Annotated in this window: 14 protein-coding genes and 1 pseudogene; 7 read left to right on the top strand and 8 right to left on the bottom strand. The window is 71.7% G+C overall.

Annotated features, from left to right (window positions below; genetic code table 11):
- Window positions 1–27: 27 nt before the first annotated feature.
- From ACTMTB_RS24370 to ACTMTB_RS24355, 4 genes are all read left to right on the top strand, one after another.
- A complete protein-coding gene (locus tag ACTMTB_RS24370; protein ID WP_441148549.1) occupies window positions 28–1,245 on the top strand; it encodes an ROK family transcriptional regulator in 1,218 nt (405 codons plus the stop codon).
- 248 nt (window positions 1,246–1,493) lie between these two features.
- Window positions 1,494–2,507, top strand: coding sequence for an ATP-binding cassette domain-containing protein (locus ACTMTB_RS24365; RefSeq protein WP_441148548.1), 1,014 nt, complete (start codon window positions 1,494–1,496; stop codon window positions 2,505–2,507).
- Window positions 2,504–3,361, top strand: a complete 858-nt coding sequence (locus ACTMTB_RS24360) for an ABC transporter permease (protein WP_154936666.1) — start codon at window positions 2,504–2,506, stop codon at window positions 3,359–3,361. Before ACTMTB_RS24365 ends, ACTMTB_RS24360 begins: the two co-directional genes overlap by 4 nt.
- 157 nt (window positions 3,362–3,518) lie before the next feature.
- A complete protein-coding gene (locus tag ACTMTB_RS24355) occupies window positions 3,519–5,537 on the top strand; it encodes an N-acetylmuramoyl-L-alanine amidase (protein WP_441148547.1) in 2,019 nt (672 codons plus the stop codon).
- Between the two features lie 85 nt (window positions 5,538–5,622).
- On the opposite strand, the gene ACTMTB_RS24350 is transcribed toward ACTMTB_RS24355, so the two are convergent.
- The 8 genes from ACTMTB_RS24350 to ACTMTB_RS24315 all read right to left on the bottom strand — a co-directional run bounded on the left by ACTMTB_RS24350 (window position 5,623) and on the right by ACTMTB_RS24315 (window position 13,257).
- On the bottom strand, window positions 5,623–6,195 hold the full coding sequence (locus ACTMTB_RS24350) for a gluconokinase (protein WP_441148546.1): 573 nt from the start codon (window positions 6,193–6,195) through the stop codon (window positions 5,623–5,625).
- Window positions 6,185–7,414 (bottom strand): D-mannonate dehydratase ManD, encoded by a 1,230-nt coding sequence (gene manD / locus ACTMTB_RS24345; protein WP_441148545.1) that lies wholly within the window; start codon window positions 7,412–7,414, stop codon window positions 6,185–6,187. The genes ACTMTB_RS24350 and manD overlap by 11 nt, the downstream gene beginning before the upstream one ends.
- A gap of 23 nt (window positions 7,415–7,437) precedes the next feature.
- Complete coding sequence (locus ACTMTB_RS24340) at window positions 7,438–8,391, bottom strand: sugar kinase (RefSeq protein ID WP_441148544.1); 954 nt, start codon at window positions 8,389–8,391, stop codon at window positions 7,438–7,440.
- Window positions 8,388–9,026 carry a bifunctional 4-hydroxy-2-oxoglutarate aldolase/2-dehydro-3-deoxy-phosphogluconate aldolase gene (locus ACTMTB_RS24335; protein ID WP_441148543.1) on the bottom strand — a complete coding sequence of 213 codons (639 nt, stop codon included), beginning with the start codon at window positions 9,024–9,026 and terminating at the stop codon, window positions 8,388–8,390. The genes ACTMTB_RS24340 and ACTMTB_RS24335 overlap by 4 nt, the downstream gene beginning before the upstream one ends.
- A gap of 2 nt (window positions 9,027–9,028) precedes the next feature.
- Window positions 9,029–10,177 (bottom strand): galactonate dehydratase, encoded by a 1,149-nt coding sequence (dgoD, locus tag ACTMTB_RS24330; protein ID WP_441148542.1) that lies wholly within the window; start codon window positions 10,175–10,177, stop codon window positions 9,029–9,031.
- Between the two features lie 7 nt (window positions 10,178–10,184).
- Window positions 10,185–11,000, bottom strand: a complete 816-nt coding sequence (locus tag ACTMTB_RS24325; protein ID WP_441148541.1) for a carbohydrate ABC transporter permease — start codon at window positions 10,998–11,000, stop codon at window positions 10,185–10,187.
- Window positions 10,997–11,941, bottom strand: a complete 945-nt coding sequence (locus tag ACTMTB_RS24320) for a carbohydrate ABC transporter permease (protein WP_441148540.1) — start codon at window positions 11,939–11,941, stop codon at window positions 10,997–10,999. The genes ACTMTB_RS24325 and ACTMTB_RS24320 overlap by 4 nt, the downstream gene beginning before the upstream one ends.
- Before the next feature lie 77 nt (window positions 11,942–12,018).
- A complete protein-coding gene (locus ACTMTB_RS24315) occupies window positions 12,019–13,257 on the bottom strand; it encodes an ABC transporter substrate-binding protein (RefSeq protein WP_441148539.1) in 1,239 nt (412 codons plus the stop codon).
- Between the two features lie 185 nt (window positions 13,258–13,442).
- Between ACTMTB_RS24315 and ACTMTB_RS24310 the strand changes: the two genes are divergently transcribed.
- From ACTMTB_RS24310 to ACTMTB_RS24300, 3 genes and pseudogenes are all read left to right on the top strand, one after another.
- Window positions 13,443–14,204, top strand: a complete 762-nt coding sequence (locus ACTMTB_RS24310; protein WP_441148538.1) for a FadR/GntR family transcriptional regulator — start codon at window positions 13,443–13,445, stop codon at window positions 14,202–14,204.
- Window positions 14,205–14,348: 144 nt separating this feature from the next.
- Window positions 14,349–15,143 (top strand): S1 family peptidase, encoded by a 795-nt coding sequence (locus ACTMTB_RS24305; RefSeq protein WP_441148537.1) that lies wholly within the window; start codon window positions 14,349–14,351, stop codon window positions 15,141–15,143.
- Window positions 15,144–15,397: 254 nt separating this feature from the next.
- Window positions 15,398–16,234, top strand: a pseudogene (locus tag ACTMTB_RS24300) (AfsR/SARP family transcriptional regulator); the annotation flags it as partial.
- Window positions 16,235–16,610 lie beyond the last annotated feature (376 nt).

Here is a 16,610-nt window from a genome sequence, read left to right as displayed (position 1 = left end):
GCGAGGATAAGGTGGTGAGACCCGCTCATGGCAAGTCCTTCCCGGCACCGCGCCGAGACGGCGCGCTGGCTCACCGCGTCGCAGGTGCTGGCCACGCTGCACCGGCGTCCGGGCATCACCCGTGCCGCCATGGCCGCCGAGTTGCAGCTGACCAGCGGTTTTGCCACCGAGATCACCGCCCGGCTGCGGGACCTGCGCCTGCTCACCGAGACACCCGCGCCGGTACGGGGGCGGGGCCGGCCCACGACCGTCCTGCGACCGCATCCCGAGGGGCCGGTGGTACTCGCCGTCGACCTGCGGCAGGAGGACTGGCGACACGCCGTCGCGACCATCGACGGGCAGCTGCACGAGGTGCGGCACCGTTCCCACCGCACCCGCGAACCGGCCGCCGTGCTGGCCGCCGTACGGCACAGCGTCGAGGCGGCCCGGAAGCGGTACGGCGGGCGGCTTCGCGCGGTATCGCTGGCGGTCGCCGGCACCATCCATGACGGCCACCTCGTACAGGCCGCCACCCTCGGCTGGCGCTCGGTCGATCTCACCACCATCACCGCCGGCACGGACCTGCCGCTGCTGCTCGGCAACGACGCGACCCTCGCCGGCGTCGCCGAGGCCCGCACCGGCGCCGCCGTCGCGGCCGGCACCGCCCTGCACCTGATCGTGGGGGTCGGCATCGGCGGCACGCTCACCATCGCCGGGGTGCCGGTGACGGGCGCGCACGGCGCCGCCGGCGAGTACGGCCACCTGCCCTTCGGCGACCGGGAACAGCGCTGCCCCTGTGGCGCCCGCGGCTGCTGGGACCTCGACGTCGACGGCCGTGGCCTGGCCCGCCACCTCGGCGAATCCCCACCCGCCGACCCGCGGCGCTACGCCGGGCAGGTCCTCGACCGTTGCCCTGTGGACCCCCGCGCCCGGCGGGCGGTCCGGGCCGTCGCGACCTCCCTCGGCAGCGGCATCGCGGGTCTGGCCAACATCCACGACCCCGACCTGATCACGCTCGGCGGACTCGGCGCCGCCCTGCGGCACGCCGCCGCCGAAGCCTTCGACACCGCCTACACCGACGGTCTGATGACGCTGCACCGCGCCCGCCCACCGTCCGTCGTGGACGCCGCACACGGGGACGAGGGTTCGCTGCGCGGCGCCGCCATCGTCGGCCTCGACCACATCACCGGCCAGCGCGCCCTCGCCGAGTGGGTGCGCACCCTCGCGACACCATTTGGGGATTTGGCCCCGACGGTTTCCGGCTGATTCCCCGAGTACCACCACACTCTCCCGGCCTCGTTGAAAAGGCGATCCACCAGGCGTATGACGGAGTGGCCGGCCACGCCGGTCGATTTCGTGTCGTACGGCTGCCGTTCAATCGGCCTGCACGCGGTCGGCCGGTCTTCAGCACGGTGACGGTGCCGCACCGCGTCCCGGCGCGCGGCCCCGCTGGTCAGGTCCGCGCGGTGCGACGGGAGGCGCTGTCCGGAATGGGTGAGAGAAGGGTTGAGATCATGAGTAGACGCACCACCGGCCCAGCCGTCGAGGCCGAGGGCCTGACCAAAGCGTTCGGGGAGACCCGGGCGCTCAACGGCCTCGATCTCCAGGTCCCCGCCGGTACGGTCTACGGCCTGCTCGGCCCGAACGGTGCCGGCAAGACCACGGCGGTACGGGTGCTGGCGACGCTGCTGCGCCCCGATGGCGGCACGGCGAGAGTCTTCGGTCACGACGTGGTCGCCGACGCCGACGCGGTCCGCTCCCGGGTCAGCCTGACCGGCCAGTACGCCTCGGTGGACGAGGATCTGACCGGCACGGAGAACCTCGTGCTGCTCGGCCGCCTGCTGGGCCTGAAGAAGCCGGCGGCCCGCGAACGTGCCGAGAGCCTGCTCGCCGCGTTCGGCCTGACCGAGGCGGGCGACCGTCAGGTGAAGAAGTACTCGGGCGGCATGCGGCGGCGCATTGACATCGCGGCGAGCATCCTGAACACTCCCGACCTGCTGTTCCTGGACGAGCCGACGACCGGGCTGGACCCGCGCAGCCGCAACCAGGTCTGGGAGATCATCCGGGCCGTCGTGGCGCACGGCACGACGGTGCTGCTGACCACCCAGTACCTGGACGAGGCGGACCATCTCGCCGGCCGGATCGCGGTGATCGACCACGGCCGCGTGATCGCGGAGGGCACCCCGGGTGAGCTGAAGTCGTCGGTCGGCTCCGGCACCGTCCACCTGCGGCTGCGCGACCCGGGGCAGCGGCCCGAGGCCGAGAAGGTGCTGCAGGCGGCGCTGGGCGTTCCGGTGCAGCTCGACGCCGACCCGGTCGCGTTGACGGCCCGGGTCGGTGAGGGCGGCAGCGACCTCGACGCGAGCCGGCACGCGGCGCGCGCGCTCGGTGACCTGGCCAGCGCCGGCATCGTCGTGGACGACTTCTCCGTCGGCCAGCCGAGCCTGGACGAGGTCTTCCTGGCCCTGACCGACCATCCCGCCGCCACGGTGGACGAGCAGAACAACGAGCTGGAGGCAGCCCGATGAGCGAGACCGCCACCACCACGACCGGGCCCGCCCCGGCCGTCTACGTACCGTCCGCCGAGGCGCTGGGCACCGTGCTCGCGCCGGGCGCGCGACCGCCCCGGCCAACGGCGCTGTCGGCGTCGCTCACGTTCGGCTGGCGCGCCATGTTGAAGATCAAGCACGTGCCGGAGCAGCTGTTCGACGTGACGGCGTTCCCGATCATCATGGTGCTGATGTTCACCTACCTGTTCGGCGGCGCCCTCGCCGACAGCCCGCGGGACTACCTGCAGTTCTTCCTGCCCGGCATCATGGTGACCAGCGTCGTGATGATCACCATGTACACCGGCGTCGGTCTCAACACCGACATCGAGAAGGGGGTCTTCGACCGCTTCCGTACGCTGCCCGTCTGGCGGCCGGCCGCGCTGGTCGGCATGATCTTCGGCGACGTGCTGCGCTACGTCCTGGCGGCCCTGGTCATCCTCGGTGTGGGGCTGGCGCTGGGGTTCCGGCCCGGCGGCGGGTTGCTCGGGGTGCTGGCCGGGATCGGCCTGCTGGTGGTCTTCTCGTTCGCGTTCTCCTGGGTGTGGACGTTCTTCGGCCTGATCCTGCGCAGCGAGAAGTCCGTGATGGGAGTCAGCATGATGGTGCTGTTCCCGCTGACGTTCCTGAGCAACGTCTTCGTCGAGCCGGCCACGATGCCCGGCTGGCTTCAGGCGTTCGTCAAGGTCAACCCGGTCACGCAGCTGGTGGCATCGGTGCGTGCGGCGATGTCGGGCTCCTCCGACGCGTCGAGCATGATGTGGACGCTGCTGTGGAGCGCCGGGTTCGTCGTGGTGTTCGGCACCCTGACGATGTACCGGTACAACCGCCGCTGATCCTGACGCGACGACCGATCCCGCGCCGACCGGCCGGTGAAGGTTTTTTTCATGCATCGTGATTAACAGGAAGGCTATTGACAACGGCCGTTTCCCGGGGCGAGGGTGGGCGTGCAGTGGCCCCGCCCCACCTGGAGGTTCGATGTGCCCCATCGCCGTGCCACGCAGACGTGTCCTGCTGGCTGCCGCCGTCGCCGCAGCCACCGCCCTGCTCACCACCGGGCCGGTCACCGCCGATCCGCTCCCCGCGGGGACCTCCGCAGCCGATGACCGGCAGCAGCAGTACGCCGCCGCGGCCGCCGAGTACGGCGTGCCGGAGAGCGTGCTGCTCGCCGTGTCGTACCTGGAGTCCCGGTGGGACACCCACGCCGGGCAGCCGAGCACCAGCGGCGGCTACGGGCCGATGCACCTGACCGACGCCGCGCGGGTCGCGTCGACCCCCGCCAGCGGCCACGTCGACGAGGACGAGGACCCCCGCGGCGACGAGTCCCGCCCGCTGGCCGTCGACCCGGCGCTGGGAGCCGCGCCCAGCGGGGACAGCCTGCCGCAGGCGTCCCTGCAGACGCTCGACGCGGCGGCCGCCCTCACCGGCGTACCCGAGGAGGCGCTGCGCACCGACGCCGCCGCCAACATCCGTGGTGGCGCGGCGCTGCTGGCGTCGTACCAGCAGGAGCTCGGCGGGCCCGACGGTGCCGGCAGCGACCCGGCGGCCTGGTACGGCGCGGTGGCCCGGTACTCCGGCGCGGACACCGCGGACGCGGCGGCGGCCTTCGCCGACGAGGTGTACGACCAGCTCGGGCTCGGCGCCAGCCGGACGACCGACGACGGCCACCGGGTGACCCTCGCCGCCCGGGCGGTAACGCCGGACGAATCCGGCCTGCACCGGCTCGGGCTGCGCCGCGCCGAGCGGCCGGACGGCCTGGAGTGCCCGGTCCGCCTCGCCTGCGAGTGGCTCCCCGCCCCCTACGAGAAGTACGGCCCGAACCCGGGCGACTACGGCAACCACGACCTCGGTGACCGGCCGGCTCAACAGAAGATCGAGTACATCGTCATCCACGACACCGAGGGCTACTTCGGCCCGAGCGTGAAGCTGGTCCAGACGAAGACCTACCTGGGCTGGCACTACACGCTGCGTTCGGTGGACGGCTACGTCGCCCAGCACATCAAGGCCGAGAACGTCGGCTGGCACGCGGGCAACTGGTACGTCAACGCCAAGTCCATCGGCGTCGAGCACGAGGGCTTCGCCGGCCACGGCACCTGGTACACCGAGGCGATGTACCGGACCTCGGCCAAGCTGGTCCGGCACCTGGCGCTGCGGTTCGGCATCCCGCTGGACCGCCAGCACATCCTCGGCCACGACAACGTCCCCGGCACCACCGCCGGGAACGTGGCCGGCATGCACTGGGACCCGGGCCCCTACTGGGACTGGTCGCACTACTTCGAGCTGATGAAGGCGCCGTTCCACTCGACCGGCACCCCGCACACCGGCCTGGTCACCATCGATCCGGAATTCGCCACCAACCAGCCGGCCTTCATCGGCTGCAACCGGCAGCCGCCGGGCGTGCCGACGCCGGTGCCGCCGGCCGTGCCCTGCCCGCTGCGCGGCTCGTCCTCGGTCATCCTGCGCACCGCCCCCAGCCTCGACGCGCCGCTGGTCAATGACCGGGGGCTGCGGCCGAACGGCACGCCGGACACCATGTACATCTCCGACCACGGCGCCCGCGCCTCGGCCGGCCAGACCTACGCCCTCGCCGGCGTCCAGGGCGACTGGACCGCCATCTGGTACCTCGGCCAGAAGGCGTGGTTCCTCAACCCGCCGTCGGCCCCCACGGCGAAGTGGGCGGCGGGCTTCGTGGTGACGCCGAAGCCGGGTAAGGCCACCATCCCGGTGTACGGCCGGGCCTACCCCGAGCGGGCCGCCTACCCGGCCACCATCCCGTACCAGCCGATCTCGCCGTTGCAGTACACCTTTGCGGCGGGCCAGCGGTACGCCCTCGGCGGGGTCCTGCCGGGCGAGTACTACCGCGCCGTCTCCTTCGACGGCTCGGCGCCGGGCGACCGGACGGTGGTCCGCGGCGCGAACAGGTACGTGCAGATCCAGTTCGGCCACCGGGTGATGTACGCGAACCTGGACGATGTCCTCGTCCTGCCCGCCGCGGTGGGCGCGTCCGGGTAGCCGTTCCCGGCGCACTTCGCGATCAAGGCCGTTACCCGCGCAGACGCGGGTAACGGCCTTGATCTGGTGCGGTATCCGGACCGACCTACCCGAGCTGCGGGACAGGTGCTCCGGTGCTCGCGAGGCCGAGCCGGGCGACCGCCGCCGTGACGAGCTCGTCCGGAGGCAGCGCGACGTCGAGGACCACCCCGGACTCGTCCGGGCGCAGCGGCTCCAGGATCGCCGTCTGGGAATCCAGCAGGCTCGCCGGCATGTAGTGCCCGGCACGCCGGGACATCCGGTCCCGGATCACCTGCGCCGGCCCGTCCAGGTGGACGAAGTCCAGGTTCGGCGGCCCCTGCCGCAGCAGGTCCCGGTAGGACCGCTTCAGCGCGGAGCAGGCCAGCACCGTCGACACTCCTTCGGCGTGGCGGGCGGCCATCCACGCGGCGAGGTCGCGCAGCCAGGGCCAGCGGGCCGCGTCGTCCAGCGGTACGCCCGAGCGCATCCGCGCCACGTTGGCCTCGGAGTGGAACTCGTCCGCCTCGGCGAACGTCAGCCCGGTCAGCTCGCTGATTCCCCTGGCCACGGTCGTCTTGCCGGCACCGGACACGCCCATCACGACGACGTGCCGGGTCGGCCGCGGGTCGCCGTGGGCGCGACGCCCGTCACCAGTCATGGACGGTGCCGTCCTTGAGCCGGTTGAACGGCAGGTACGCCGCCGTGTACGGGAACCGTGCGGCGGCCTGCTCGTCGAGCTCCACGCCGAGGCCCGGCTGCTCCCCAGGGTGGAGGTAGCCGTCGGCGAAGGTGAACGACTGCCGGAACACCTCGTTGGTCAGGGGCCCGTGCTGCATGTACTCCTGGATGCCGAAGTTGTGGATGGCGAGGTCGAGGTGGAGCGCGGCCGCCATGCCGACCGGTGAGATGTCCGTCGGACCGTGGATACCGGACTTGATCTGGTACTGCGCGGCGAAGTCGAGGAGCTTGCGCATGGCCGTGATGCCCCCGGTGTGGGTGACGGCGGACCGCACGTAGTCGATGAGCTGTTCCCGGATGAGCGTCTGGTAGTCCCAGACCGTGTTGAAGACCTCGCCGATGGCCAGCGGCGTGACGGTGTGCTGGCGGACCAGCCGCAGCGCCTCCTGGTTCTCCGCCGGCGTGCAGTCCTCCAGCCAGAACAGGTCGTACGGTTCGAGGTCCTTGCCGAGCCGGGCGGCCTGGATCGGGGTCATCCGGTGATGGCCGTCGTGCAGCAGCGGCAGTTCGGGGCCGAACTCGTTGCGTACCGCCTCGAAGACGCCGGGGAGGTGGCGCAGGTAGGCCCGGGTGTCCCAGTCCTCCTCGGCCGGCAGCGGGGTGCGCTGCGCCGGTTCGTAGTCGTAGCGCTTGCCGTCGGGGCTGGGCTGCGCGGCGACCCCGTACACGGCGTTGATCCCCGGCACGGAGGTCTGCACCCGGATCGACCGGTAGCCGAGCTCGAGGTGGTTGCGGATCGAGTCGAACAGCTCGGGGATGTCCCGCCCGGAGGCGTGCCCGTACGCCATGACGCCGGTCCGCGACGCACCGCCGAGCAACTGGTAGAGGGGCATTCCGGCGGCCTTCGCCTTGATGTCCCAGAGCGCGACGTCGACGGCCGCGATCGCCGCCATGGTCACCGGTCCGCGCCGCCAGTACGCCGAGCGGTACAGGAACTGCCAGGTGTCCTCGATGCGGTGCGGGTCCCGCCCGATCAGCAGCGGGACGACGTGGTCGGCCAGGTACGAGGCGACCGCCAGTTCCCGCCCGTTGAGGGTGCCGTCGCCCAGGCCGGTGAGCCCGTCGGCTGTGGTGATCTTCAGGGTGACGAAGTTGCGGTCGGGGCTGGTGACGATGACGTCCGCTGCGACAATCTTCACGGGGTGCCTTTCTCAGGTGGTGCTCAGCGAAGGGTGTTTCCGGTCTCGTGACCGTCGAGAAGGGACAGCTCGTCGCGGCGGGGCAGCCCCTCCCAGTCGCCGTGACCGGCGACCGCGAAGGCGCCGAGGGTCACCGCGCGGCGCAGGCGGCCGGCCAGGTCGAGTCCGTCGAGGTGCCCGGAGAGGTAGCCGGCGGTGAACGCGTCGCCCGCGCCGACGGTGTCCACCGCGGTCACGCGCACCGCCGCGACCTGCCGCACGCCGTCGCGGGTGTACGCCCGGGCGCCGTCGGCGCCCAGCTTGACCAGTACGGTCTCCACTCCGCGCGCCAGCAGGCCCGCCACGATCGTGGACTCGTCCGATCCCGGTTCGCCGACGAGGTCCAGCTCGTCGGCGGAGGCGATGACGAGCGACGCGTGGGCGGCCAGCGGGGCCAGCACGGCGCGGGCGGCTTCCCGCGTCCAGAGCCGGCTGCGGTGGTTGACGTCGAGGCTGACGAGCATCCCGGACCGGGACGCCGCCTCGGCCGCCCACCGGGTGGCCTCGCGGGCGCTGTCGGACAGGGCCGGGGTGATCCCGGTCAGGTGCAGCATCCGGGCGCCGTCGGCGATCGGCTTGCGCAGGTCCGCCACGCGCAGGGCCGAGCCGGCCGAGCCCGCCCGGTGGTACCGCACCCGGGTCAGGTCGGCGGTGCGCCGTTCCAGGAACAGCAGACCGGCGGGCCGGTCGGCATCCCTGGTCACGTCGTCCACGCCGACGCCCTCGGCGCGCAACTGCCGCAGCAGGTACTCGCCCAGCTCGTCGTCGCTGACCCGGCCCACCCAGGCGACCCGGTGCCCGAGCCGGGCCAGGCCGATCGCGACGTTGGACTCCGCCCCGGCCAGGTGCATGGTCAGCGCGCCCCCGGCGGCCAGCGGGCCGGACGCCCGCAGCGACACCAGCGCCTCGCCGAAGGTGAGCAGGTCGACCGCGGTCATGAGGCCGGCGGGCGGGCTGCCGCCGCCAGGTAGGCCCGCGCCCGGTGGCGCAGCCCGTCGAGGTCACCGCCGGAGGCGGCGTCCCCGACCAGCGGGCCGCCGAGGCCGACGGCGATCGCCCCGGCGCTCAGATAGGCGGGCATCTCGGCCAGGCCCACCCCGCCGACCGCGACGAACGCAATGTCCGGGAACGGGTCGCGCAGCGCTTTCAGGTACGCCGGGCCGCCGAGGGATGCCGGGAAGAGCTTCACGGCGGACGCCCCCATCCGCACGGCCGTGTACGCCTCCGTCGGGGTGAGCGCCCCGGCGGCGACCGGGAGTCCGCGACGCACCGCCTCGGGGATGGACTCGACGACGGCCGGGGTGACGATGAACTGCGCGCCGGCGGCGAGCACGTCGGCGACGTCGCCGACGGTCAGCACCGTCCCCGCGCCGACCAGCGCTCCGGCGGGCGCGGCCGAGCGGATGGCCTCGATGGCGTGCAGTGCGCCGGGCGTCGTGAGCGCCACCTCGACGACGCGGACGCCCTCTTCCAGCAGGGCGATGCCGGTGGCGACCGCGGCGGCGGTGTCGGTGCCGCGGATGACCGCCAGGACGCGGGCCGCGGCGAGTTCGGTGGTCAGGTCGAGGGTCATGGTCACCATTCCGCGTAGGAGCCGTCGGGGTGCCGCCACATCGGGCTGCGCCAGGCGTGGCCGCGCTTGTCGGCCGCGCGTACCGCCTGCTCGTCGATCTCGATGCCCAGCCCCGGCGCGGTGAGCCGCTCGACGTGCCCGTCGACGAAGGTCAGCGGCGTCTTGTCCAGGCAGTAGTCGAGCACCTCGGCGCCGAGGTTGTAGTGGATGCCGATGCTCTGTTCCTGGATCAGGTAGTTGGGCGTGGCGAAGCCGACCTGCAGGCAGGCGGCCAGGGCGATCGGCCCGAGCGGGCAGTGCGGGGCGAGCTGCACGTCGTAGACCTCGGCGAGCGCGGCGATCTTGCGTACCTCGGTGATGCCGCCGGCGTGCGAGAGGTCCGGTTGGGCGACCGCGATGCCGGCCTGGAGGACGGGCAGGAACTCCTGCCGGCTGTAGAGCCGCTCGCCGGTCGACACCGGGGTGGTGGTGGACCGGACGAACTCGCCGATGAGGTGGGAGTTCTCCGGCACGACCGGCTCCTCGAGGAACAGCGGCCGGTACGGCTCCAGCAGCGGTGCGACGCGGCGGGCGTTGGCGAGGGTGAACCGGCCGTGGAAGTCGACGGCGACGTCACGCTCGTCGCCGAGCACCTCGCGGGCGGCGGCCACCCGCTGGACCACCGCGTCCAGTTCGGCGACCGACGCGATCGGGCTCATCCGCCCGGAGGCGTTCATCTTGACGGCGGTCAGGCCCGCCGCCACCTGCGCGGCGATGTGGTCGCGGACCTCGTTCGGCTCGTCGCCGCCGACCCAGCCGTAGACCCGGATCCGGTCGCGGACGGGCCCGCCGAGCAGTTGGTGCACCGGTGCCCCGTACCGCTTGCCGGCGATGTCCCAGAGCGCCTGGTCGAGGCCGGCCACGGCGCTGGCCAGGATCGGGCCGCCCCGGTAGAACGAGCCCTTGGTCATGACCTGCCAGTGGTCCTCGATCCGCAGCGCGTCCCGGCCGATCAGGAGTTCACCGAGCTGCTCGACGGCGGCCCGGACGGTTTCGGAGCGCCCCTCGCAGGTCGCCTCGCCCCAGCCGACGATCCCGGATTCGGTCTCGACGCGGACGAAGAGCCAGCGGGGGGCGACGAGGAACGTCTCGATGCGGGCGATTGTCGTCATGGTGTCCTCAGCCCTTCGTCGCGCCGGCGGTGAGCCCGGAGACGACGTACTTCTGCACGAACAGGGCGATCAGCATGATCGGCAGGGTGACGACGGTGGCCGCCGCCATCAGGCCGCCCCAGTCGATGCTGGCGTAGCCGACGAAGTCGAAGATCGCGACGGGCAGGGTCTTGGTGTCGGCGCCGGAGAGCACCAGGGCGAACATGAAGTTGTTCCAGGAGAAGATGAAGGACAGGATGCCGGCGGTGGCCACGCCCGGCACCGAGAGCGGCAGCGTGATCCGGCGGAACGCGCCGATGTGGGTCAGCCCGTCCACGAGCGCCGCCTCCTCGAGTTCGAGGGGGAGGCCGTCGAAGTAGCCCATCATGATGTAGACCACCAGCGGCAGCGACACGAACATGTGGCTGAGGACGAGCACGCCGAACCCGCCGACCATCTGCAGGTTGGAGAAGACGTAGTACCAGGGCACCAGGAGCGAGACGCCGGGGATGACCCGCGCCATGAGCACCACCAGCGCCGACTTGCGCATGTTGAAGCGGCTCATCGAGTAGGCCGCCGGCACGCCGAGCAGCAGGGAGAGCGCGGTGGCCGCGAAGGCCACCCAGAGGCTGTTGCCGATGAACTGGACGTAGTTCGCCTGCTTCAGGACGTTGGCGTAGTTGTCCACGGTGGGCGAGAAGACGACCGCCTTGCCCGTGTCGTAGATGTCGACGTTGGTCTTGAACGACGCGGCGATCATCCAGCACAGCGGTGCGAGCAGCGCGATCACCACGACGGCGAGCGCCACGAAGCGGAAGATCCGGTAGGCGGAGCGGGCCTTCATCGCTGCGCCTCCTTCCTGCGGGACGTCAGGGCCCACATCGACCCGATGATGATCAGGAAGAAGATGATGAGGACCGTCGATGAGATGCCGTACTCGTTGTAGTCGAAGCTCAGGCCGTAGGCGTACACGTTGAGCGTCTCGACCTCGTGGAACGAGCCGCCGCCGCGGCCCTTGGTGGCGTAGAGGATGTCGAAGGTCTTCAGCGCGTCGATGCCGCGCAGCAGGATCGCGACGATCACGGTGGGCATCACCAGCGGCAGGGTGACGTGCCGGAACCGCTGCCAGCTGCTCGCGCCGTCGATGCGCGCCGCTTCCTGGGGCTCGTCGGAGAGCGAGGTCAGGCCCGCGAGCAGGATCAGTACGACCATCGGCGTCCACTGCCACACGTCGATGAAGATCGTCGTGGGCAGCGCCGAGTGCTGGCCGGCGAGCCACGGCTGGGGTCCGATGCCGAACCAGCCGAGCAGCTGGTTGGCCATCCCGATGTTCGGGTCGAAGATGAGCCGCCACATCATGCCGACCGCGACCGGGGTGGCGACCAGCGGCATCAGGATGGCCACGCGGACCCACTTCTGGCCCCGGAACGGCCGCCACAGCAGCAGCGCGACGGCCATGCCGAGGACGACCTCGAACAGCAGCGCGACGACGGTGAACGCGGCGGTCCGCCCGACGGCGGGCCAGAACCGCTCGGTGTCCGAGAGCACCTCGACGTAGTTCTGGAAGCCCACGAACTCCGACTCGGCCCGCACCGAACCCTCGGCGTCGGTCAGGCTCAGATAGCCGGTCCAGGCCAGCGGGAAGACGATCAGCGCGGCGACGAACACCATGGCGGGCGCCGCGAAGAGCCACTTGCGATGGTCGTTGGCCCAGCGGGCCCAGCCGGGCGTGTCCGGCGTGGGGGAGGCGTCGTGGGGTCTGGTGCGGGTGGTGACTGTTGCCATGAGATCTCCGGGGTGGGCGGGCCGGACGGGGGAGTGGGGGTGGCGGAGCCGGACGGCGCCGCCACCCCCCGCTCGGCTTACTTGGCCTCGTCGTCCAGGAACTTCTGGAACGCCGTGTTGGCGGTCTCGGCCGCGGCCGCCGCGTCCTTGCCGGCGATGGCGTCGACGATCGGCTGGCCGACGATCTCCCGGGCCTGGGCGACCTTGTTGACCAACGGGCGGTCGTGACCGATGCCGTCCTTGGTGCTGGCCGCGATGGCCTCGACGAGGTCCTTCGGGTAGGACGCGGTGCCCTCCGGGTTGGCCCAGACCGAGGTACGCGCGCTCGGCACGCCGGCCTTCTGCTGCGCGAGCGTCTGCTCCTTGCCGGTCGCCCATTCGACGAACTTCCAGGCGTTGCTCTGGTTCTTCGAGCCGTCGCTGACGCCCAGCGCCCAGGAGGGGATGTTGTAGGGCTTCGAACCGGCCGGGCCGGCCGGGAACGGCGCGAAGCCGACGGTGTCGGCGACCTTCGACTTGGTCGGGTCGGTGGCGTTCTTGTAGAGCGAGTTGGCCTCGGTGTAGAAGGCGGCCTTGCCCTGGGTGAAGATGGCCATCGCCTCCGGCCAGCTCATGTCGGTGCTGACGTTCGCCGGGCCCTGGTCCTTGATGAGCCCGCCGTAGTACGCGTACGCCTGCTTGGCCTGCTCGCTGTTGACGGTGGCCTTGCCGCTGCTGTCGACGAAGTCACCGCCGAAGCTGTAGAGGAAGCTGGAGAACTGGGTGACCGCCGGCGACTTGCCGGTACGGGCGACGAAGCCGGCGACGCTCGGATCGGCCGCCTTGATCTTCGTGGCCGCCGCCTTGAGCTCGTCGAGCGTCTTCGGCGGGGCGGTCAGGCCGGCCTTGGCCAGCAGGTCCTTGCGGTAGTACAGGACCTCCTGCTCGGTGATGATCGGAACGCCGACCGGCTTGCCCTCGTACGAGGTGGCCTGCACCGGGCCGGCCTGGAAGTCGCTGAAGTCCCAGTCCTTGTTGGACTTGACCTCGTCGGACAGGTCGGCGAGGTACTTGTTCTTGGCGAACAGCTTCCCCTCCTGCAGGGGGCGGTACATCATCACGTCGATGTCGCTGGAGCCCGCGTTCAGCTTGACGTTGTACTGGTCGGAGAGCTGGTCCTCGCCGAGCTGGGTGAGCTCGACCTTGAGCCCGGTCTGCTTCTCGAACTCGGGCAGGGCCTTCTTGATGTTCTCCGTCCACACGTGGTTGGCCAGGGTCACGCGCACTGTCTTGGTGGCGCCGCTGTCCTCACCGCCGCCGCACGCGCTGAGGCCCATGGCGGCAACCACGGCCAGAGAAGTTCCGATTATCGATCGACGCCGCACGTCCATCTCTCCTTCTGTGGTGGCCGCCGCCCGGGGGAGGAGCGCCACATCGTTGTAACGTCCGCTTAACGACCGGATGTTAGGCCCAAAAAGCTGACTTATTCAAGAGGTGATCTCTAACTGATATGCTCCGAACCGTGGATCAGTCCTCCCCAGGGGTCGCACCCGTCCAGCACGCCCCTGCCGAGGCCGGGCTGCACGCCCGCGTTCTCGACCACCTCGGCACCGCCATCTGCGGCGGCGAGGTGGCCGCCGGATCCGTCCTCAACATCGACGACCTCGTCGAGCGGTACGCCGTGTCCCGCTCGGTGATCCGCGAGGTCCTGCGGGTGCTCGCGTCCATGGGATTCGTCGAGACCCGGCGCCGGGTCGGGGTCATGATCCGACCGGCCGGGGCGTGGAACGTCTTCGATCCGCAGGTGATCCGCTGGCGGCTCGCCTCGGCCGGCCGCATGGCGCAGATGCGCTCGATCACCGAACTGCGGACCGCCGTCGAGCCGCACGCCGCGTGGCTGGCCGCCGGCCGCGTCGACCACGACGAGGCGAGCGACCTGGTCGGGCTCGCCGCCAAGATGTGGGCCGCCGGGAAGGCCGGTGACGAGGAGCGCTTCCTCAGCCTGGACATCGAGTTCCACCGGCGGGTGCTGGTCGCTTCCGGCAACGAGATGTTCGTGAAACTCCAGGAACTGGTCGCCGAGGTGCTCACCGGCCGACACCACTACCACCTGATGCCGCACTACCCCGACGAGCAGGCGCTGCAACTGCACGCCGACGTCGCCCAGGCGATCCAGCGACGCGACGGCGAACGGGCCCGGGACGCCATGGTGCGGATCATGGAGCAGGCGTTCGACGAGATGAAGTCGATGTGGGAGCAGACCGGCGAGCCCGGTCAGGGCTGACTCCGCTGAGCCCTGGCGTCCATATCGCCGGGGGTATGACCCAGGGGATAGGGCAGGCTGATCGATTCATATCAATATGATGTCCGCATCCCTGAATCAGGTGCGCTCCTCACGAGGCGTGCCGGTCGGAATGCGGAGGACCACATGCTTCGTTGGCGCACCCTCACCGGCCTGCTGGCCGCCGCGTTGGCCGCGGTGACCGCGGGCAGCCTCAGCCTCGCCGCGCCCGCCGCCGCGGCCGAGCCCACGCCCACCCCGTACGTCGTCGGCGGCACCCGCGCCGCCCAGGGGGAGTTCCCGTTCATGGTGCGACTCTCGATGGGCTGCGGCGGAGCCCTGTACAGCCCGCGACTGGTGCTCACGGCCGCGCACTGCGTGGGCCGCACGGGCACCAACACCAGCATCACCGCGACGCTCGGGGTGGTCGACCTGCAGTCGTCCAGCCGGATCACCGTCCGGTCGAACTACGTCTACCGCGCGCCCGGCTACAACGGCAACGGCAAGGACTGGGCGCTGATCAGGCTGGCCACCCCGGTCACCGGGCTGAGCACCCTGCCGATCGCCAGCACCACCGCCTATGACAACGGCACGTTCACCGTCGCCGGCTGGGGCGCGGCGCGTGAGGGCGGCTCCCAGCAGCGATACCTGCTCAAGGCGACCGTGCCGTTCGTGAGCGACTCCACCTGCAACGCCAACTACGGCGGCCAGATCATCGTCGCCGAGGAGATCTGCGCCGGGTACGCCAGCGGCGGCACGGACACCTGCCAGGGCGACTCGGGCGGCCCGATGTTCCGCCGCGACGCCAGCAACGCGTGGATCCAGGTCGGCATCGTCAGCTGGGGCAACGGCTGTGCCCGGCCCAACTACCCGGGCGTCTACACCCAGGTGAGCTACTTCTCCTCGTCGATCGCCTCGGCCGCCGCCAGTCTCGGCGGCTGACCGTACGCCGCCAGTCTCGGCGGCTGACCGTACGACCCTCGCGGCCCGGCTGACGACCAGCCGGGCCGCCGGCGTGCCGGCGCAGGTGTCACCGGACTGTCACAGGAGACGCACAGATTCCGCCGCGCGGTGACGCTGGGGTGACGCGGATTTGGGCAGACTTCCAGCTGAGGCGAGCGATCCACGGGTCACCCGAGGCCCCTTTCACCGGTCCAACCGGCGGTCGGTCGGCTCCGACAAGGCCTTCGCCGCCCATGGTCCCCTGGTGCAGGGAGTCGATCGTGAACTGTGACAAGAGCACACGGTTGTCCACGGCAGGGGGCAGCACACCACAGCCGGTGTCCGACGCCGAGCCGACGGTCCGCCTCCTGCTGCTCGGCGGCTTCCGGCTGCTGCACGGCAGGCGGCCGGTGGTGGTGCCGCGCGGCCTGCAACGCACCATCGCGCTGATCGGGCTGCGCCCGGGCGCGACCCGCGCCCAACTGGCCGGCCTGCTCTGGCCGGGGGTGCCTGAGGAGCGCGCCCTGTCCTCGTTGCGGACCGCGCTGTGGCGGCTGCGCCGGGACCCGGTCTGCCAGGTGATCACCGACGGCGACACGGTCCGGTTGCACCCGACGGTCGACGTGGACGTCGACGAGCTGGCTCGGGCCGACGCCCGGGTGAGCCAGGGTGGCGATCCCCGGCCGGCGGCGGCGGTCCTCGCCGCCGGGCGCCACGACCTGCTGCCCGGCTGGTACGACGACTGGGTCCTGCTGGAGCGGGAACGGCTCAGACAGTTGCGGCTGCACCTGCTCGACGAGATGGCCGGGGCCCACCTGCGCGCCGGCGAGCACGGGGAGGCGTTGCAGGCCGCGCTCGAGGCGATGGCGGCCGAACCGTTGCGGGAGACCCCGCACCGGCTGGTGGTCCAGACGCACCTGGCGGAGGGCAACGCGTACGAGGCGCTGCACGCCTACTTCGTCTACCGCGACCTGCTGCGGCGCGAGTTGCAGCTGGAACCGTCCGCGGCGATGCGCGCGCTGATCAGCGAGGTGCTCGCGTCCCACGACCGGCCGAGGCAAGCCCCGGTCCCAGGGGCGCGCGGTGTCCCGCGACTCGTGCCCGGCCCGGCTGGCGACCGCGCCACCGTGCGCGCCCACCCCGGCCCGCCGAACCTGCTCCCCGCGCCCACGGCGGGCCACCCGCCGGCGCGGGCGCCACTGCTCCGCGGGCCCGTCCCCGCCCCGTCAACGCGGCCGGACCCGGCGCCGGTCGCCGGTGACGGCGGGGTGACGCGAGGTCCGGCAAGGTCGCAGGACGACGGCGTCGCGGTCCGGGCGCCGCTGGCCGGGACCTGTCACCCGGCGCAGCCGGGAGTGCCGCCGTTCGGTCCGGGCGACCGGTCGAGAAAGGACGCGCGCCGGCCGTCGTCCCGACCGTGAGGCCGGCGGACCGGCCGAGGAACCACCTCCGCGGGGCCCAGGAAGG

Source organism: Micromonospora sp. L32 (assembly GCF_052068055.1).
In the GTDB taxonomy this organism is placed as follows: domain Bacteria; phylum Actinomycetota; class Actinomycetes; order Mycobacteriales; family Micromonosporaceae; genus Micromonospora; species Micromonospora purpureochromogenes.
The sequence above is the reverse complement of the archived record's forward strand: the minus strand, read 5'-3'. Positions and strand labels throughout refer to the sequence as shown.